Annotated in this window: 12 protein-coding genes; 2 read left to right on the top strand and 10 right to left on the bottom strand. The window is 63.3% G+C overall.

Going from position 1 to position 14296, the window contains the following annotated elements; genetic code table 11:
• Window positions 1–5: 5 nt before the first annotated feature.
• Window positions 6–1532, bottom strand: coding sequence for a sugar ABC transporter ATP-binding protein (locus tag U1R88_RS19885; RefSeq protein WP_322432801.1), 1527 nt, complete (start codon window positions 1530–1532; stop codon window positions 6–8).
• 81 nt (window positions 1533–1613) lie between these two features.
• Window positions 1614–2651, bottom strand: coding sequence for a sugar ABC transporter substrate-binding protein (locus U1R88_RS19880; RefSeq protein ID WP_068282240.1), 1038 nt, complete (start codon window positions 2649–2651; stop codon window positions 1614–1616).
• Between the two features lie 322 nt (window positions 2652–2973).
• Here U1R88_RS19880 and U1R88_RS19875 point away from each other — a divergent pair, with 322 nt between their 5' ends.
• Complete coding sequence (locus U1R88_RS19875) at window positions 2974–4233, top strand: FAD-dependent oxidoreductase (RefSeq protein ID WP_322432800.1); 1260 nt, start codon at window positions 2974–2976, stop codon at window positions 4231–4233.
• Window positions 4234–4259: 26 nt separating this feature from the next.
• Here U1R88_RS19875 and U1R88_RS19870 read toward each other — a convergent pair whose 3' ends face one another.
• The 6 genes from U1R88_RS19870 to U1R88_RS19845 all read right to left on the bottom strand — a co-directional run bounded on the left by U1R88_RS19870 (window position 4260) and on the right by U1R88_RS19845 (window position 11238).
• Window positions 4260–5567 carry a cyclopropane-fatty-acyl-phospholipid synthase family protein gene (locus tag U1R88_RS19870; RefSeq protein WP_322432799.1) on the bottom strand — a complete coding sequence of 436 codons (1308 nt, stop codon included), beginning with the start codon at window positions 5565–5567 and terminating at the stop codon, window positions 4260–4262.
• A 57-nt stretch (window positions 5568–5624) separates the two neighbouring features.
• Complete coding sequence (locus U1R88_RS19865; RefSeq protein WP_322432872.1) at window positions 5625–5894, bottom strand: usg protein; 270 nt, start codon at window positions 5892–5894, stop codon at window positions 5625–5627.
• A 315-nt stretch (window positions 5895–6209) separates the two neighbouring features.
• Window positions 6210–7505, bottom strand: coding sequence for an MFS transporter (locus tag U1R88_RS19860; RefSeq protein WP_322432798.1), 1296 nt, complete (start codon window positions 7503–7505; stop codon window positions 6210–6212).
• 141 nt (window positions 7506–7646) lie between these two features.
• On the bottom strand, window positions 7647–8666 hold the full coding sequence (ilvC, locus tag U1R88_RS19855) for a ketol-acid reductoisomerase (protein ID WP_068282228.1): 1020 nt from the start codon (window positions 8664–8666) through the stop codon (window positions 7647–7649).
• A gap of 149 nt (window positions 8667–8815) precedes the next feature.
• On the bottom strand, window positions 8816–9352 hold the full coding sequence (gene ilvN / locus U1R88_RS19850) for an acetolactate synthase small subunit (RefSeq protein ID WP_202908416.1): 537 nt from the start codon (window positions 9350–9352) through the stop codon (window positions 8816–8818).
• A gap of 122 nt (window positions 9353–9474) precedes the next feature.
• Window positions 9475–11238 (bottom strand): acetolactate synthase 3 large subunit, encoded by a 1764-nt coding sequence (locus U1R88_RS19845; RefSeq protein WP_311941560.1) that lies wholly within the window; start codon window positions 11236–11238, stop codon window positions 9475–9477.
• A gap of 347 nt (window positions 11239–11585) precedes the next feature.
• On the opposite strand from U1R88_RS19845, the gene U1R88_RS19840 reads away from it, so the two are divergent.
• Window positions 11586–12653 carry a DUF1963 domain-containing protein gene (locus tag U1R88_RS19840; RefSeq protein ID WP_322432797.1) on the top strand — a complete coding sequence of 356 codons (1068 nt, stop codon included), beginning with the start codon at window positions 11586–11588 and terminating at the stop codon, window positions 12651–12653.
• 118 nt (window positions 12654–12771) lie between these two features.
• Here U1R88_RS19840 and U1R88_RS19835 read toward each other — a convergent pair whose 3' ends face one another.
• Together U1R88_RS19835 and U1R88_RS19830 are read right to left on the bottom strand one after the other, a co-directional pair.
• Window positions 12772–13281, bottom strand: coding sequence for a dihydrofolate reductase (locus U1R88_RS19835; protein WP_322432796.1), 510 nt, complete (start codon window positions 13279–13281; stop codon window positions 12772–12774).
• A 10-nt stretch (window positions 13282–13291) separates the two neighbouring features.
• Window positions 13292–14245: a thymidylate synthase gene (locus U1R88_RS19830; protein ID WP_322432795.1), complete on the bottom strand. Its 954-nt coding sequence runs from the start codon at window positions 14243–14245 to the stop codon at window positions 13292–13294.
• Window positions 14246–14296 lie beyond the last annotated feature (51 nt).

Here is a 14296-nt window from a genome sequence, read left to right as displayed (position 1 = left end):
CCGCCTCAAGCCGCTTCCAGCAATTTATCCTTCGAGATCGTCTCGGCGGCGAACTCGCGCACGATTCGTCCCTTCTTCATCACCACGACCCGATCGGCCAGCGAGAGCACGGTCTCGGGCTCCGCCGAAACCACGATCACCGCCAGGCCCTTGTCGCGCAGGTCACGCACGATCTTCACCACGTCGTCCTTGGCGCCGACATCCATGCCGCGGGTCGGCTCCGACAGGATCAGGACCTTGGGCATGTGGGTCAGCCATTTGGCGAGGGCGACCTTCTGCTGGTTGCCGCCCGAGAGGGAGCCGAGCAAGGCATTCACCCGCGGCGGGCGGATATGCAAGGCCTCGATATGGCCCTGTGCCGTCTTGCGCTCCACGCCCGGCTTCAGCCACAGCCGCGAAATCTTCTCGAGAATGCTGATCGAGATGTTGCGATAGAGGGGCTGGTGATGGAACAGCATCGAGCGCCGGCTCTCCGGCACGAACGCGATGCCCGCCTCGCGCGCCTGCGCCGTATTGCGAAGGGTTCTGGCCTTGCCCTCCAGCTCGATATGTCCCTGCGCCGGCTGCAACTTGCCGAACAGCGCTCGGGCGAACTCGAGCTGGCCGCAGCCCATGAAACCGTAGACGCCGAGCACTTCGCCCGCACGCACGTCCAGCGTCACGTCGGCAAAGGCCCGCCCATAGCTGAGGCCCTGCGTCGCCAGCACGGGGGTGCCTTCCGGCCGGGCAGGCAGGCTGATCGACCCCGAATAACTTTCCTCCAACCCCTCATGGCCCCGGCCGATCATGTGTTCGATCAGCCAGTTCTTGTCGATGCCCTCGGTCGAATGGGAGATCACGTGGCGGCCGTTGCGGAAGATCGTCACCGCGTCGGAAATGCTGAGGATGTCGTCGAGGAAATGCGAGATGAAGACGATGCTGCGGCCGTCGGCCCGCACCTTGCGCAGCACCTCGAACAGCCGCTGCACCTCCGGTGGCGACAGTGCCGATGTCGGCTCGTCGAGGATGATGATACGCGCGCCGGAAAACAGCACGCGGGCGAGTTCGATCAATTGCTGCAGGCCGATCGGCAGCGCCCCGATGCGCATGCGCGGATCGACGTCGATGCCGAGATTGCGCAATTGCTCGCGCGCGCCCTTCACCATGGCCGGCCAATCGACAAGGCCGAGGGCATTGAGCGGCTGCTTGCCGAGATAGACGTTCTCAGCGACGGTGAGATCGGGAACGATGCTGAGTTCCTGATGCACCATGGAGATGCCGGCCGCGAGGGAATCATGGGCGGAGCGGAAATGCACCTGCCTGCCATCGATCTCCAGGCTGCCCTGATATTCGGTGTGCACCCCGGCGATGATCTTCATCATCGTCGACTTGCCTGCCCCGTTCTCGCCGACCAGGCCGTGGATCTCGCCGGCCCGCAGCGTGAAATCCACACCCTTGAGGGCGGCCACGCCACCGAAGGATTTGGAGATGTCGGTCATCTTCAGGCGCGGTGGCGCATCGGCCGTCGATTGCATGTCGTCTACCGCCATCATGCCTCTCGGAACGCGGTGGTGTGCCGGTCTTCCGACCGGCACTTTTCTGGAAGATGCCGGTACGAAGACCGGCACACCAACTCAGATCAGGTAGTGCTTTTCCATCCAGAGCATGCCGGCGGCATTGTCCTTGGTGACGACAGGCCCGTCGGTGACGACATTCTTGGGAATGCCGCCTTCGCCGGACTTCTCGCCGCCGACCACGGCCGCCACACCGGCGACGATCGCCCCGCCATGGATGCGGCAGGACGGGTTGCGCACGGTGGCGAACATGCGTCCATCCGCGACGGCCGAAATGGCCGGCGGCATGGCATCGACGCCTCCGATCTTGATGTCGGTGCGGTTGCGGGCCTTCATGATGTTGTAGGCGGCGAGCGCCATGTCGTCATTGTGGAAGAAGGCCGCGTCGATCTGCGGATATTTGGTCAGGTAGGTCTCCCACAGGCGGGCCGCCTTGGTGACGTCCCAATCGGCGGGCTGCGTATCCAGCACCTCGATGTTGGGGAACTGCTTCACCACGCTCTCGAAGCCCCTGGCACGGCCCTGGGCACCGGTGTGGCCGAGGGCGCCCTGGGTCATGATGATCTTGCCCTTGCCACCGATGGCGTTGCACAGGGCCTGCGTGACCGACGCTCCCATGAATTCGTTGTTCGGCGCCAGGAAGCTGTGCACGTTGATCTTGTCGAGCGGCGCGATCAGCGTGTCCATGTCGATCACCGGGATGCCGGCATCGATCATCTTTTGCACCGGCTGAGTCAAGGTGCCGATGCCGAAGGCCTGGATGGCGACGAAATCCCATTTCTGGGACGCCATGTTGTCGATGGCGGCGCGCTGCTTGACCGCATCGAGCTGGCCATCGAACCAGGTGACCTCGACATTGAAGAGCTTGCCCCAATATTCGGCCGCTTCCTTGCCCTGAGCGCACCAGGTGGCCTGCAAGCCTGCATTGGAGAAAGCCGCCTTGAGCGGCTTTTCGGAGCGGCCGGCCACTTTAGCGGCCTCGGCGGCGAAAGCCGGATCGAGGCCGAATCCCCCGAATAGGGCCGCGGCAGCGCCGGCAGAGAACGAGGCAGAACGAATAAAATCGCGCCGCGTATGCGGCGTCCTGTCCTTAGGCATCCATTTCCTCCCTAGAGCAAAACACGTTCAGAACGTCTGTTTGCTCTCACCCTTTGTTTCGACGCGTCCTTGCGATTCCGGGCGATACCACCCAATCGCAAAGCGCTCCGGCATGTTGCTTTCGGTGCACGGCACCGACGCGGCTCTTTGTGAGCCTGGCGCAGGCGGTTGAATCCGCTGCGCTGACACCATCTTATGTTTGTTCCGACAATTGACAACCGCTATTCTTTTGACCGGATAGTTTCTTCAAAATCGACGAGCGCTGTGGACCGGTACGGCACCCCGGTGGCAAGACCCATCCAGCCACAGTACGGTCGCGGTCATGGTCAAGCTTTCCATTGCCATCGTCGGCGCGGGCGTCGCCGGTCTGGCGGCAGCCTCCTGTCTCGCCGATGCCGGCCACCGCGTGGTGGTGTTCGAGCGTTTCGAGCAGGCCAAACCGGTGGGCGCCGGGCTTTTGCTGCAGCCGACGGGCCTGGCCGTCCTCGATCGCCTCGGCCTGCGCGAGGATGCCGCCACCCTGGGCAGCCGAATCGAGCGCCTGTACGGGCGTTGCGGTCCGACGGGCCCGTTGATCTTCGATCGGCGTTATGACGAGCTTCTACCCGGGCTGCACGGCGTCGGCATTCACAGGGCAAGCCTGTTCCACCTGCTGATGACGGCGGCCGAAACGCGCGGCATCGCCCTGGAGCAGGCGGCCGACATTACCGGCATCGAAAGCATCGAGAACCGGCCCGTGCTCGAGGACTCGGCCAGACGTCGACATGGCCCCTTCGATCTGGTGGTCGATGCCGGCGGCGCCCGCTCCAGCCTTCGTGACAGGCTCGGCGCACCGCAGCGGCGGCCTTATCGGCATGGCGCGGTCTGGGGCGTGGCCGGGGATAGCGGCTTTGGACGCGACGCCCTGCAGCAGCGTTACCGAACGGCGCGTTTCATGATCGGTGTGCTGCCGGTGGGACACTTGCCCCACGATCCCACGCCGCTCAATGCCTTCTTCTGGAGCATGCCGGTCGAAGATCTCGATCGCTGGAGCGAGACCGACCTTGCGGCCTGGCGGGCGGAGGTCGCCGCGATCTGGCCGGAGACGGCGGCACTGACGCGGCAATTCACCCGGCATGAGCAATTGACGGTGGCACGCTACGCCCAGTTGACGGTTGCTGCGCCCATACGCGGCCGCCTGGTGATGATCGGCGATGCCTGGCACCAGACCAGCCCGCAGCTCGGCCAGGGCGCCAACATGGCCTTGCTGGATGCCGTCGCCCTGGCGGATGCACTCAGCCTGCACCACGATATCGACGCCGCCCTGCCCGCTTTCCTGGCACAGCGCCGCGGCCACATCCGCTTCTACCAGATGGCGAGCACCGTGCTGACCCAGTTCTTCCAGTCGCATTCGCGGCTGACCGGGCCAGTGCGGAACCTCGCCTTCGGCCCGATGGGACGCCTGCCCTGGCTGCGCTCCGAAATGGTCAAGACCCTCGCCGGTCTCAAGACGGGCCCGTTCTCCTGGAGCCGGCCCGAAGATCTCGCCGGCCGTCCGACCGCAGAGCGGTTCCCCATCGCCGTCAATCGGCAAGAGGCCTGACCGCCCAGGCAACCTGTCCCGGAGATCTATCTGTAGAGATCCTCGCGCGTCGGCGGCAGGCCGGAAGGTCCCTTGGCCTTGCGCGAGGCAAGCGTCTGGAAGATGCCGACGGCAGATCGTTCGAAGGCCAGCGAGCAGCCGGCGAGATAGAGCAGCCAGATCCGGGTCTTGGCCTCGCCCACCTCGGCCGCAGCCTGGTCGCGCCTTGCATAGAGATTTTCGGCCCAGGCCTTGGTGGTGCGGGCATAGTGCTCGCGCCAGGCCTCGACGTCATGCACCTCGAAGCCGTTGCCCTCCAGCCCGTTGGACGACATGCCGACGGTATCGAGCTCGCCCCCGGGGAAGATGTAGCGGGTGAGAGCAGCAAATTCGGGCCGCTTCTTGCGGAACTTCTTCATGTCGCGCTTGGCCGGCCGGGCAATGGCATGGTGCAGATAGAGCCCGCGCGGCCGCAGCAGGCTGTGAATCTTCCTGAAATAGGCTTCGTGATTGTCGAGCCCAACATGTTCGAACATGCCGATGGAGGCGACCTTGTCGAAACTGCCGGTCAGGTCGCGATAATCCTTGAGCTCGACCGTGACGCGGTCCTGCAGGCCGAGCCGGGCGATGCGCTCCTGGGCAAAATCGAACTGCTCCTGGGCCAGGGTGACACCGTGGGCAGTGACGCCATAGTGTTGGGCGGCATGGCAGATCAGCCCTGCCCAGCCCGAGCCGATGTCGAGGAAACGATCGCCCGGCTGCAGACGCAGCTTGCGGCAGATCATGTCGAACTTCGCCGTCTGCGCTTCATCGAGCGTGGTTCCGGGCCGGGGCCAATAGGCGCAGGTATAGGCCATGGTCGGCCCGAGGAAGAGGCCGTAGAAATCGTTCGACAGGTCGTAGTGGAACTGCACCAGCGGCTTGTCGTCCCGGCCCTTTTCGACCTTGTCCTCGACCTTGCCGGCGAAATCATGCTTCTCGCCGGCGCCTTGCTTGGGCAGGGAGCGGGTGACGAAGGGCCACAGGCCGCGGGCGAGCTGCAGCTTGCTCAGGCGCTTGAACAAGCCCTTGGTATTCATGCTGCCGCGCCGTTCGGCGACATCCAGAAGCGTGCCGCCCTCGATTGTGAGGCTGCCGTCGGCCAGGAGCTGGATGAGCTGGTCGAACAGCGCATGCGGCCGCCGCACCAGCCGGGTGATCGCATCGGCGTCCGCGATCTTGAGGCGCAGATCCGTACGGGCGTTCGGGCCGAGCGGCACGACCTCGCCGTTCCACAATTCGACAGCAAGGTCGGCCTGCAGCTGATCGGCCAGATGCGAGATCAGCCGTTTGGCGGCATTGAGATATTTGTCCACGGTGCCTCCGCGCGATTGGGAGGCCTTATACCGTGATTTGCCGGCCTTGCCAGCGTCTCAGTGGATACGGAACTCCTGCCCGATCGCGCGCAGCTCCGCCGGCTTGATCAGCCCGTTATGGCAGACCGTGACCGAATGGAGCGCCCCTTCCAGCTTGTCGCGCCAAAACCCCAGGAATTTGTGCAACTCTGGAAAGGCCGGAGCCAAATCATATTCCTGCCAGACATAGGCCTGCAGCAAGGCCGGATGGTCCGGCAGACGATAGAGAATATTGGCCGTGGTGAGGCCGTACCCTTCCAACTGACGCCGAAACGCAACAGACACCATTTCCGTCACCTCCATGGTGATTGGAGACAGCATGATTGCACCGCAACCTTAAGGAAATGGCAACATGAATTTGGAATTAATCCATAAGAATCAATATCTTATCACTCAATGAAGGTGAGTGCTGCTAAAGTACTAAAGCACGGGCAATGCAGTTCACCTAGGCGTCTTCGCGTGTGCACGACCCTTGTCATTGCCGGGCTAGACCCGGCAATCCAGCCTCCTGGCCGCTTGCGCACGTGACTTCGGGATAGCCGGGTCAAGCCCGGCTAGGACAAACCGGAGCCCGTCCTGCAGCTATGAGCAGACCTTTTTGCCTCAATCGATCGCCTGCCCGGTACGGTCGCGCATGCTGGCCAGGGTCAAAACGCTGACGAGCGCCGCTGCCGCCACATAGAAGGAAGGCGCGATGGTGAGCCCGGTCCTCTCGATCAGCAGCGTCACGATCAAGGCGGCGAAGCCGCCGAACAGCGCCACGGCGAAATTATAGGCAAGCGACAGGCCGGTCGAGCGCAACGCAGCCGGGAATTGTTCGGCCAGCAATGCCGGCGCGGGGCCGGTGAAGGCGGCGAGCAGGAGGCCGAGCACGACCTGCACGGCGATGAGAACCGGCAGCGTCGGATTGGCGTTGAGCCAGGCAAACAACGGTATCACCAGAATGCCGATGGCGATGGCGGCCGTGAGCAGAAGGCTCTTACGGCCGATCCGGTCCGACAGCCTGCCGGCGACGGGACAGCCCAGCATCAGCACGATGCCGCCCAGCGTGGTGGAAATGAAGGCATCCTTGGCGGGGATCTTCAGGAACTTCTCCACATAGAGCGGCATGTAGAACAGCAGCACATAGGTGCAGACGGTCCACAGGATGGTGACGCCGAAGCCGGAGGCGACGCCGCGGCCATGGGCGCTCAGCGTCTCGAGCAAGGGGCTCGCGCTCTTGCGCGTGGTCTCGGCCGAGAAGACCGGCGTCTCGTCGAGGCGGGCCCGGATATAGAGCCCCACCGGCCCGATGAGCAGGCCGAACCAGAACGGCACCCGCCAGCCCCAGCTCTCCACCGCCTCCTGCGGGAGGAACTGGGTGATGGCGACGCCGCACAGCCCGCCCAGCACCACCGCGAGCGCTTGGCTGGTCTGTTGCCAGCTCGCAGCCAGGCCCCGCTCTTCAGGTCTGGCATATTCGACCAGATAGGAGGTGGCGCTGCCGACCTCGCCGCCTGCCGAAAAACCCTGGATCAGGCGGGCGAGCATCAGCACCACCGCTCCGAACACGCCGGCCTGGGCGTAGGTCGGCGCAAAGCCGAGCAAGGCGGTGCCGAGCGCCATGGTCAGGATGGTGATGGTGAGCGCCGCTTTGCGTCCATGGCGGTCGGCGTAGACACCGAGCACGATGGCGCCGACCGGGCGCATGCAGAAACCGACGCCATAGACCGTGACGGTCAGAAGAATGGCGGTCAGCGGGTCTTCCTTGGGAAAGAACTGCCGTGAGATCAGGGCTGCGAAGAAACCATAGACGGTAAAGTCGAACCATTCCAGGCCGTTGCCGATGGTCGCCGCGACAATGGCGTGCCGTCGCTTGCGATCGGAAACGGTAATTCCGGCGGATGATTCGATCGTCATACCAAATATCTCCGTTTAAGCGGTTTGGTATGACATTTGACAGTGTGATGACGGCACTGTCCAGACCGTCTCCCGATTCAAATGAACCGGGAGACAGGATTTTTACACTTCAGTATTCGGAAAACAATACTTCCAAAGGCTTTAGTTGCGGGCCTTGTCGACCAGCTTGTTCTTGCCGATCCAGGGCATCATGCCGCGCAGCTTTTCGCCGACGGCTTCGATCTGGTGGGCGTCATTCAGGCGGCGGATACCCTTGAAGCGCGAAGCGCCGGCACGGTATTCCTGCATCCAATCGGAGGTGAACTTGCCGGTCTGGATGTCCTTAAGGACGCGCTTCATCTCGGCCTTGGTCTCATCGGTGATGATGCGCGGACCGGAGACATACTCACCCCACTCGGCCGTGTTGGAGATCGAGTAGTTCATGTTGGCGATGCCACCCTCATAGATGAGGTCGACGATCAGCTTCACTTCGTGCAGGCACTCGAAATAGGCCATTTCGGGCGCGTAACCGGCTTCCACCAGCGTCTCGAAGCCGGCACGGATCAGCTCGACCAAGCCGCCGCAGAGCACGACCTGCTCGCCGAACAGGTCGGTTTCGCATTCTTCCTTGAAGTTGGTCTCGATCACGCCCGAACGGCCGCCGCCGACGCCGCAAGCGTAGGACAAAGCGATATCATGGGCGTTGCCCGAGGCATCGTGATGGATGGCGATCAGGCAGGGCACGCCGCCGCCCTTCTGGTATTCGCCGCGCACGGTGTGGCCGGGGCCCTTGGGGGCGATCATGATGACGTCGACGGTCTTCTTCGGCTCGATCAGGCCGAAATGCACGTTGAGGCCATGGGCGAAGGCGATGGCGGCGCCGTCACGGATATGGGGGGCGATCTCATCGCGATAGATGTCGGCCTGCAGCTCGTCGGGCGTGGCCATCATCAGGAGGTCGCCCCACTTGGCGGCCTCAGGAACAGTCATGACCTTGAGGCCGTCGGCTTCCACCTTCTTGGCGGTGGTCGAATCGGGGCGCAGCGCGATCGCGATCTCTTTGGCACCCGAATCCTTGAGGTTCATGGCATGAGCACGGCCTTGCGAGCCGTAGCCGACGATCACGACCTTCTTGGTCTTGATCAGGTTCAGATCGGCGTCGCGATCATAGTAAACGCGCATGGTCCCTTGTCCTTCAGACAGTTCATGATGGGGAAATGATGCGGGCGAATAGCCCGACATCGGGTTTGAAGCAATGTTTGTGATGAGAAAAAGCGCGATGGGCTTCATTTCTTGCGCCCACCGCCCTGTTGGCGCATGGAAAGAAGGGTCTAGAGCGGCTCGGGGCCGCGGGCGATCGCGGCAATGCCGGTGCGCGAGACCTCGACCAGCCCGATCGGGCGCATCAGTTCGATGAACTGATCGAGCTTCTCGCCCTTGCCGGTCAGCTCGAATACGAAGCTCTCGACGGTGGCATCGATCACCCGCGCCCGGAAGGCGTCGGCGATACGCAAGGCCTCGCTGCGGGCCTCACCCTTGCCGCGCACCTTGATCAGCATGAGTTCCCGCTCCAGGGCCTTGCCGGTCAAGGTGAGGTCGACGACCTTGTGGACGGGAACGAGCCGGTCGAGCTGTGCCTTGATCTGCTCGATCACGCTGGCGGTGCCGGTGGTGACCACGGTGATGCGCGAGACATGCTCGGCATGCTGGGTCTCGGACACGGTCAGGCTTTCGATGTTGTAGCCACGGCCCGAGAACAGGCCGACGACGCGGGCAAGCACGCCCGGCTCGTTGTCGACCTCCACCACGAGGGTGTGGGTCACGATCGTCTCGGCCGTCGAGGCCATGAAATAGGCGGATCCGGTCATTGGGGGTTCCAGAAATTCCTGGGAGCGCGGACATCCTGTCCGCTCTTGGAAACGTTGCGCTTAAGGAAAGAAAGAGCGGACAGGATGTCCGCGCTCCCTAGCGCACGCAAGTGCGTGCGCGGTCACACCAGTTGCTTGCCCTTGGCGTCGATCACGCTGCCGATATCGATGGCCGCGTCGCCCAGGATCATCTCGTTATGCGCCTTGCCCGAGGGAATCATCGGGAAGCAGTTCTCGGACTTGTCGACATGGCAGTCGAAGATGACCGGATGCGGGGTGTCGATCATTTCCTTGATCGCAGCATCGAGATCACCCGGCTTGGTGCAGCGGATGCCGACCCCGCCATAGGCTTCCGCCAACTTGACGAAATCGGGCAAGGCCGCCGAATAGCTCTCCGAATAGCGCCCGCCATGCAGCAGTTCCTGCCACTGGCGCACCATGCCCATATATTCGTTGTTGAGGATGAAGATCTTCACCGGCAGGCGATACTGCACCGCCGTCGACATCTCCTGCAGCATCATCTGGATCGAGGCCTCGCCGGCGATGTCGATCACCAGCGCGTCCGGATGGGCGAGTTGCACGCCGATCGCGGCCGGGAAGCCATAGCCCATGGTGCCCAGGCCGCCCGAGGTCATCCAGCGGTTGGGATCCTGGAAGTGGAAATGCTGGGCCGCCCACATCTGATGCTGGCCAACCTCGGTGGTGATGTAGACGTCGCGATCCTTGGTGAGCTGGTAGAGACGCTCGATGGCATATTGCGGCTTGATCGTCTCGTCTGAGCCGCGATAGGCCAGCGACTTGCGGCCACGCCAGGCCGCGATCTCATCCCACCAGCTTGCCAATGCCGCCTTGTCCACCGTCGGCTTCAATTCGCGCCAGGCCGCCAGCATCTGCTCCAGCACATGGGCGCTGTCGCCGACGATGCCGATATCGACCTTGACGTTCTTGTTGATCGAGGAGGGATCGATATCCACGTGGATCTTGCGGCTATGCGGCGAGAACGCGTCGATACGCCCGGTGATGCGGTCGTCGAAGCGGGCGCCGATATTGATCAGCACGTCGCAATCATGCATGGCCAGATTGGCTTCGTAGGTGCCGTGCATGCCCAGCATGCCGAGCCATTGCGGATCCGCCGCCGGGAAGGCGCCCAGGCCCATCAGGGTCGAGGTCACCGGGTAGCCGGTGAGCTTGGCGAATTCGCGCAGCAGCGCCGTAGCCCGCGGGCCGGCATTGACCACGCCGCCGCCCGTGTAGAACACAGGTTTCTTGGCGCCGGCGATCAGGGCCACCGCTGCCTTAATCTTGTCCTGGTCGCCTTCCAGGCGCGGGCGATAGGTCTTGTGGATGTTGTCGGTCGGCTTGAAATACTCGCCCACCTTGAACTGCACATCCTTGGGGATGTCGATCAGCACCGGGCCGGGACGGCCGGATGCGGCGATCAGGAAGGCCTCGTGCAGGATGCGCGGCAGGTCCTCGATACGCTTCACCAGGTAATTATGCTTGGTGCAGTGACGCGTGATGCCGATGGTGTCGGCTTCCTGGAAGGCATCCGAGCCGATCAGATGGGTCGGCACCTGGCCGGTGATGCACACCAGCGGGATCGAATCCATCAGGGCGTCGGTCAGGCCGGTCACGGCATTGGTGGCGCCAGGCCCGGAGGTCACCAGCACGCAGCCCACCTTGCCGGTGGAACGGGCATATCCCTCGGCGGCGTGAACGGCAGCCTGCTCGTGCCGGACGAGAATGTGACGAAGCTGCTCCTGCTGGAAGATTGCGTCATAAATCGGCAGGACCGCACCGCCGGGATAGCCGAACAGGGTGTCCACACCCTGGTCGATCATGGCTTGCACCACCATTTCCGCGCCGGTCATTTGCTTCGTCGACATCGCCTTTTTCCTTGGCTTCCAAGCACTTGGGCTTTTTCGAGCTTCGAATATCGTTCGCTTGTGTTTCGGGCAATAAAAAAGGCCCTCAAGGGGCCCATGTGCGTCATCGTAGGAGATTCGGGCTAACCCCGCTCCACCGACAACGCCAAACCTACGATAAGGATGTTGCGCAAGATCGCGCTCCCATTTTTCGAAAGTTACGGGGTTGTAAGGGTTGGCAAACAGGCGGTCAAGCGCTGATTTGCAGAAATTGTCAATTGTTGCGCAACATCTGGCAACGCTAGTCTTTCATTACCGTTCCCTGCCTCGTTCCCGGCAGCAAGCCAGGATCAAGAGAAAGCCTCCCCATGTTCGACAGCCCCGACGATGCAAGACAGGCCTTGCAGGCCTATTTCGACACGCCGCGCATCGAGATACTGGTCGAGGCGCTGGTGCCCGCCCTGGTCTTCGAGGTGGCGCCCGGCAAGCGGATCGTGGTCGGCGACACCAAATTCGGCGGCCGGCCGGACCTGCCCGCAGGCTCGGCCTGGCCGCGTCCACCGGCACCGGCCGATCCGGAGGCGATCGCCAGCCAAGGCAATGCGGAAGCCGGCGCCGAGATGCGGCGGCATCTGGCCCAGGGCCTGCCCTACGCTTTCCTCGCCCAGATCGATCTGGCGGAGGCCGACAAGCTCGGCAGTGTTGCCTCTCCCCTTCCACCGGACGGACGCCTGTTGTTCTTCTATGATCTTGCCGTCGGACCATGGGAAACCGGCAAACGCCCGGCCAAGGTGATCTGGGACCGGACACCACGTGACAAGCTCGCCACGCTTGCCATGCCCAAAGACCTGGTGCAAGCGGCGGAGAAGGCGCGCCGCGACGCGGCCGAAAGCCGGGCCAAATACAAACTGCCCGAACCATCACAGCCGGAAGGCAGCAACTACGACGCGCCCGAGCGCGCCATGACGCTGCGTGCGGGTCTGAGCCTGCCCGACCCGAGCGCCATCGAGATGGAGGCATCGGCCAAACTCCATGCCGCCTATTCGGCAGCCGATGGAACGCAAAGCGTTAAGAACGGGCAGAGCTTCGAGGAGGCCTATGGCGAAGCACTCACCGCCGGCGGCAAGCTCAAACCGGCGGGACGCTGGCACCGCCAGCAGCTTCTGGGCAGCCCGCAGCCGGAACAGGACGATCCTCGCTATGATGCCGTCGTGGTCTCGCAATTCGGCAAGCAGCATTTGTCGTCGGACGAGTGGAAGAAGGAACGCTCCGCCGTCATGGCGGCAGCCCATGAATGGGTGCTGCTGTTCCAGCTCGACCTCGCCGACTGGAGCGCCGGCGCCTGGGGCGAAGGCACCGTCTACTTCCTGATGCGCAGGAAGGATCTCGAACAACGCCGTTTCGACGAGGTGATCACCGTCTACCAGCAGACTTAGGATTTACCCGTCCACGAACAAATCGAGTTGGGCCTTTGTCATTGCCGGCATGACAAAGGTGGTGCTTCAGCTATCTCCGGACATCGCCTCAATTCAAGTTGGAGGCGACATCGCAGGCTCAAATGCGCTCCAGCGCCACCACCATGAAACCGGCATCGTCTCCCTCCCCGCGGGGATGGGGCGTGCGTGACACCTCCCGCCATTCTCCGGCCGTCAAAGCGGGGAAGACGGCGTCGCCTTGCGCCTCCAGGTCGAGTTCGGTGAGCAGCAGGCGGCTTGCCCGCGGCAAGGCCTGGGCATAGATGGCGGCCCCACCCGCAATGACGACCTCGTCGGCCTTCATCTCGGCGGCAACGGCCTGCCCGCGTTCGAGAGCGGCCTCCAGGCTGGCGGCCACTTCCACGCCCTCGGCGTGAAACGCGGGGTCGCGCGTCACCACGATGGTGCGCCGCCCCGGCAAGGGGCGCCCGATCGACTGGTAGGTCTTGCGTCCCATGATCAGGGGTTTGCCCATGGTGGCAGCCCTGAATTGCTTGAGATCCGAGCGCATATGCCACGGCAGCCCGTTGTCGACGCCAATGACACGGTTGCGGGCCATCGCAGCGACCATGATGACAGGAACGCTCATGGCTCGCCGTTCACACCGCGATCGGCGCGGAAATCGCCGGATGGGCTTGGTAGCCTTCCACGATGAAATCCTCGAATCTGTAGTCGAGGATCGAGGCAGGCTTGCGGGCAAACCGCAGCTTGGGCCAGGGCTTGGGCGTACGGCTCAACTGCTCACGCACGAGATCGCCATGGTTCTGGTAGACATGCACGTCGCCGCCGAACCAGACGAACTCACCGGGCTCCAGGTCGCATTGCTGGGCCAGCATGCGGATGAGCAGCGAAGCGGTGACGAGGTTGTAGGGCACGCCGAGACCAACGTCGCAGGAACGCTGGTGCAACAGGCCAGAGAGCTTCCCGTCGGCGACGAAATATTGATAGGTGGTATGGCAGGGCGGCAGCGCCATCCCGTCAAGCTCGGCCACGTTCCAGCCAGTGAAGATCAGGCGCCGCGAGGTTGGGTTGTGCTTGATATCGTGCACCAGTCGCGCGATCTGGTCGATGCCCTTCGGGTCCCGGCGATAGAGTCCCTCCTCGCCTTCGGTATCCGTCGGCACGAAAAGCGGCCAACGGCGCCATTGCGCCCCGTAGACGGGTCCGAGATCACCCCAACGCTCGGCGAAGGCCGCGTCGGCCACGATCCGCGCCTCGAAATCCTCCTGGCTGATCGCCTCGCCGGTCGCCTTGCGATATTTCGCGAGCGGCCAATCGGTCCAGATCGTCACCTTGTTTTGGAGCAACGGCCGGATATTGGTGCCGCCGTCGAGGAACCATAAGAGCTCGCGAACGATCGTCTTCCACGACACCCGCTTGGTGGTGAGCAGGGGAAGCGTGCCATCGGACAGATCGATTCGGAGAGTCTGGCCGAACAGCGCGCGGGTGCCGACGCCCGTGCGGTCGACCCGCGGCGTACCCTCGCGCCAGACGCGGTCGAGGAGGTCGAGATAGCCCTGTTCGGGATGCGGCTTATGGGTACGGTCGAGCATGGCCTGATCTTAGCCGCGGCGTCCGATTCCGCGACCCCCAAAAAGATTTGT

Source organism: Labrys sedimenti (genome assembly GCF_034424805.1).
Classification (GTDB): domain Bacteria; phylum Pseudomonadota; class Alphaproteobacteria; order Rhizobiales; family Labraceae; genus Labrys; species Labrys sedimenti.
This window is presented reverse-complemented; position numbering and strand designations above follow the sequence as displayed.

Coding starts and splice junctions, on each gene's coding strand:
- U1R88_RS19885 (WP_322432801.1), bottom strand. CDS start 1,532: ATGATGGCGGTAGACGACATGCAATCGACGGCCGATGCGCCACCGCGC.
- U1R88_RS19880 (WP_068282240.1), bottom strand. CDS start 2,651: ATGCCTAAGGACAGGACGCCGCATACGCGGCGCGATTTTATTCGTTCT.
- U1R88_RS19875 (WP_322432800.1), top strand. CDS start 2,974: ATGGTCAAGCTTTCCATTGCCATCGTCGGCGCGGGCGTCGCCGGTCTG.
- U1R88_RS19865 (WP_322432872.1), bottom strand. CDS start 5,894: ATGGTGTCTGTTGCGTTTCGGCGTCAGTTGGAAGGGTACGGCCTCACC.
- U1R88_RS19860 (WP_322432798.1), bottom strand. CDS start 7,505: ATGACGATCGAATCATCCGCCGGAATTACCGTTTCCGATCGCAAGCGA.
- ilvC (WP_068282228.1), bottom strand. CDS start 8,666: ATGCGCGTTTACTATGATCGCGACGCCGATCTGAACCTGATCAAGACC.
- ilvN (WP_202908416.1), bottom strand. CDS start 9,352: ATGACCGGATCCGCCTATTTCATGGCCTCGACGGCCGAGACGATCGTG.
- U1R88_RS19845 (WP_311941560.1), bottom strand. CDS start 11,238: ATGTCGACGAAGCAAATGACCGGCGCGGAAATGGTGGTGCAAGCCATG.
- U1R88_RS19840 (WP_322432797.1), top strand. CDS start 11,586: ATGTTCGACAGCCCCGACGATGCAAGACAGGCCTTGCAGGCCTATTTC.
- U1R88_RS19835 (WP_322432796.1), bottom strand. CDS start 13,281: ATGAGCGTTCCTGTCATCATGGTCGCTGCGATGGCCCGCAACCGTGTC.
- U1R88_RS19830 (WP_322432795.1), bottom strand. CDS start 14,245: ATGCTCGACCGTACCCATAAGCCGCATCCCGAACAGGGCTATCTCGAC.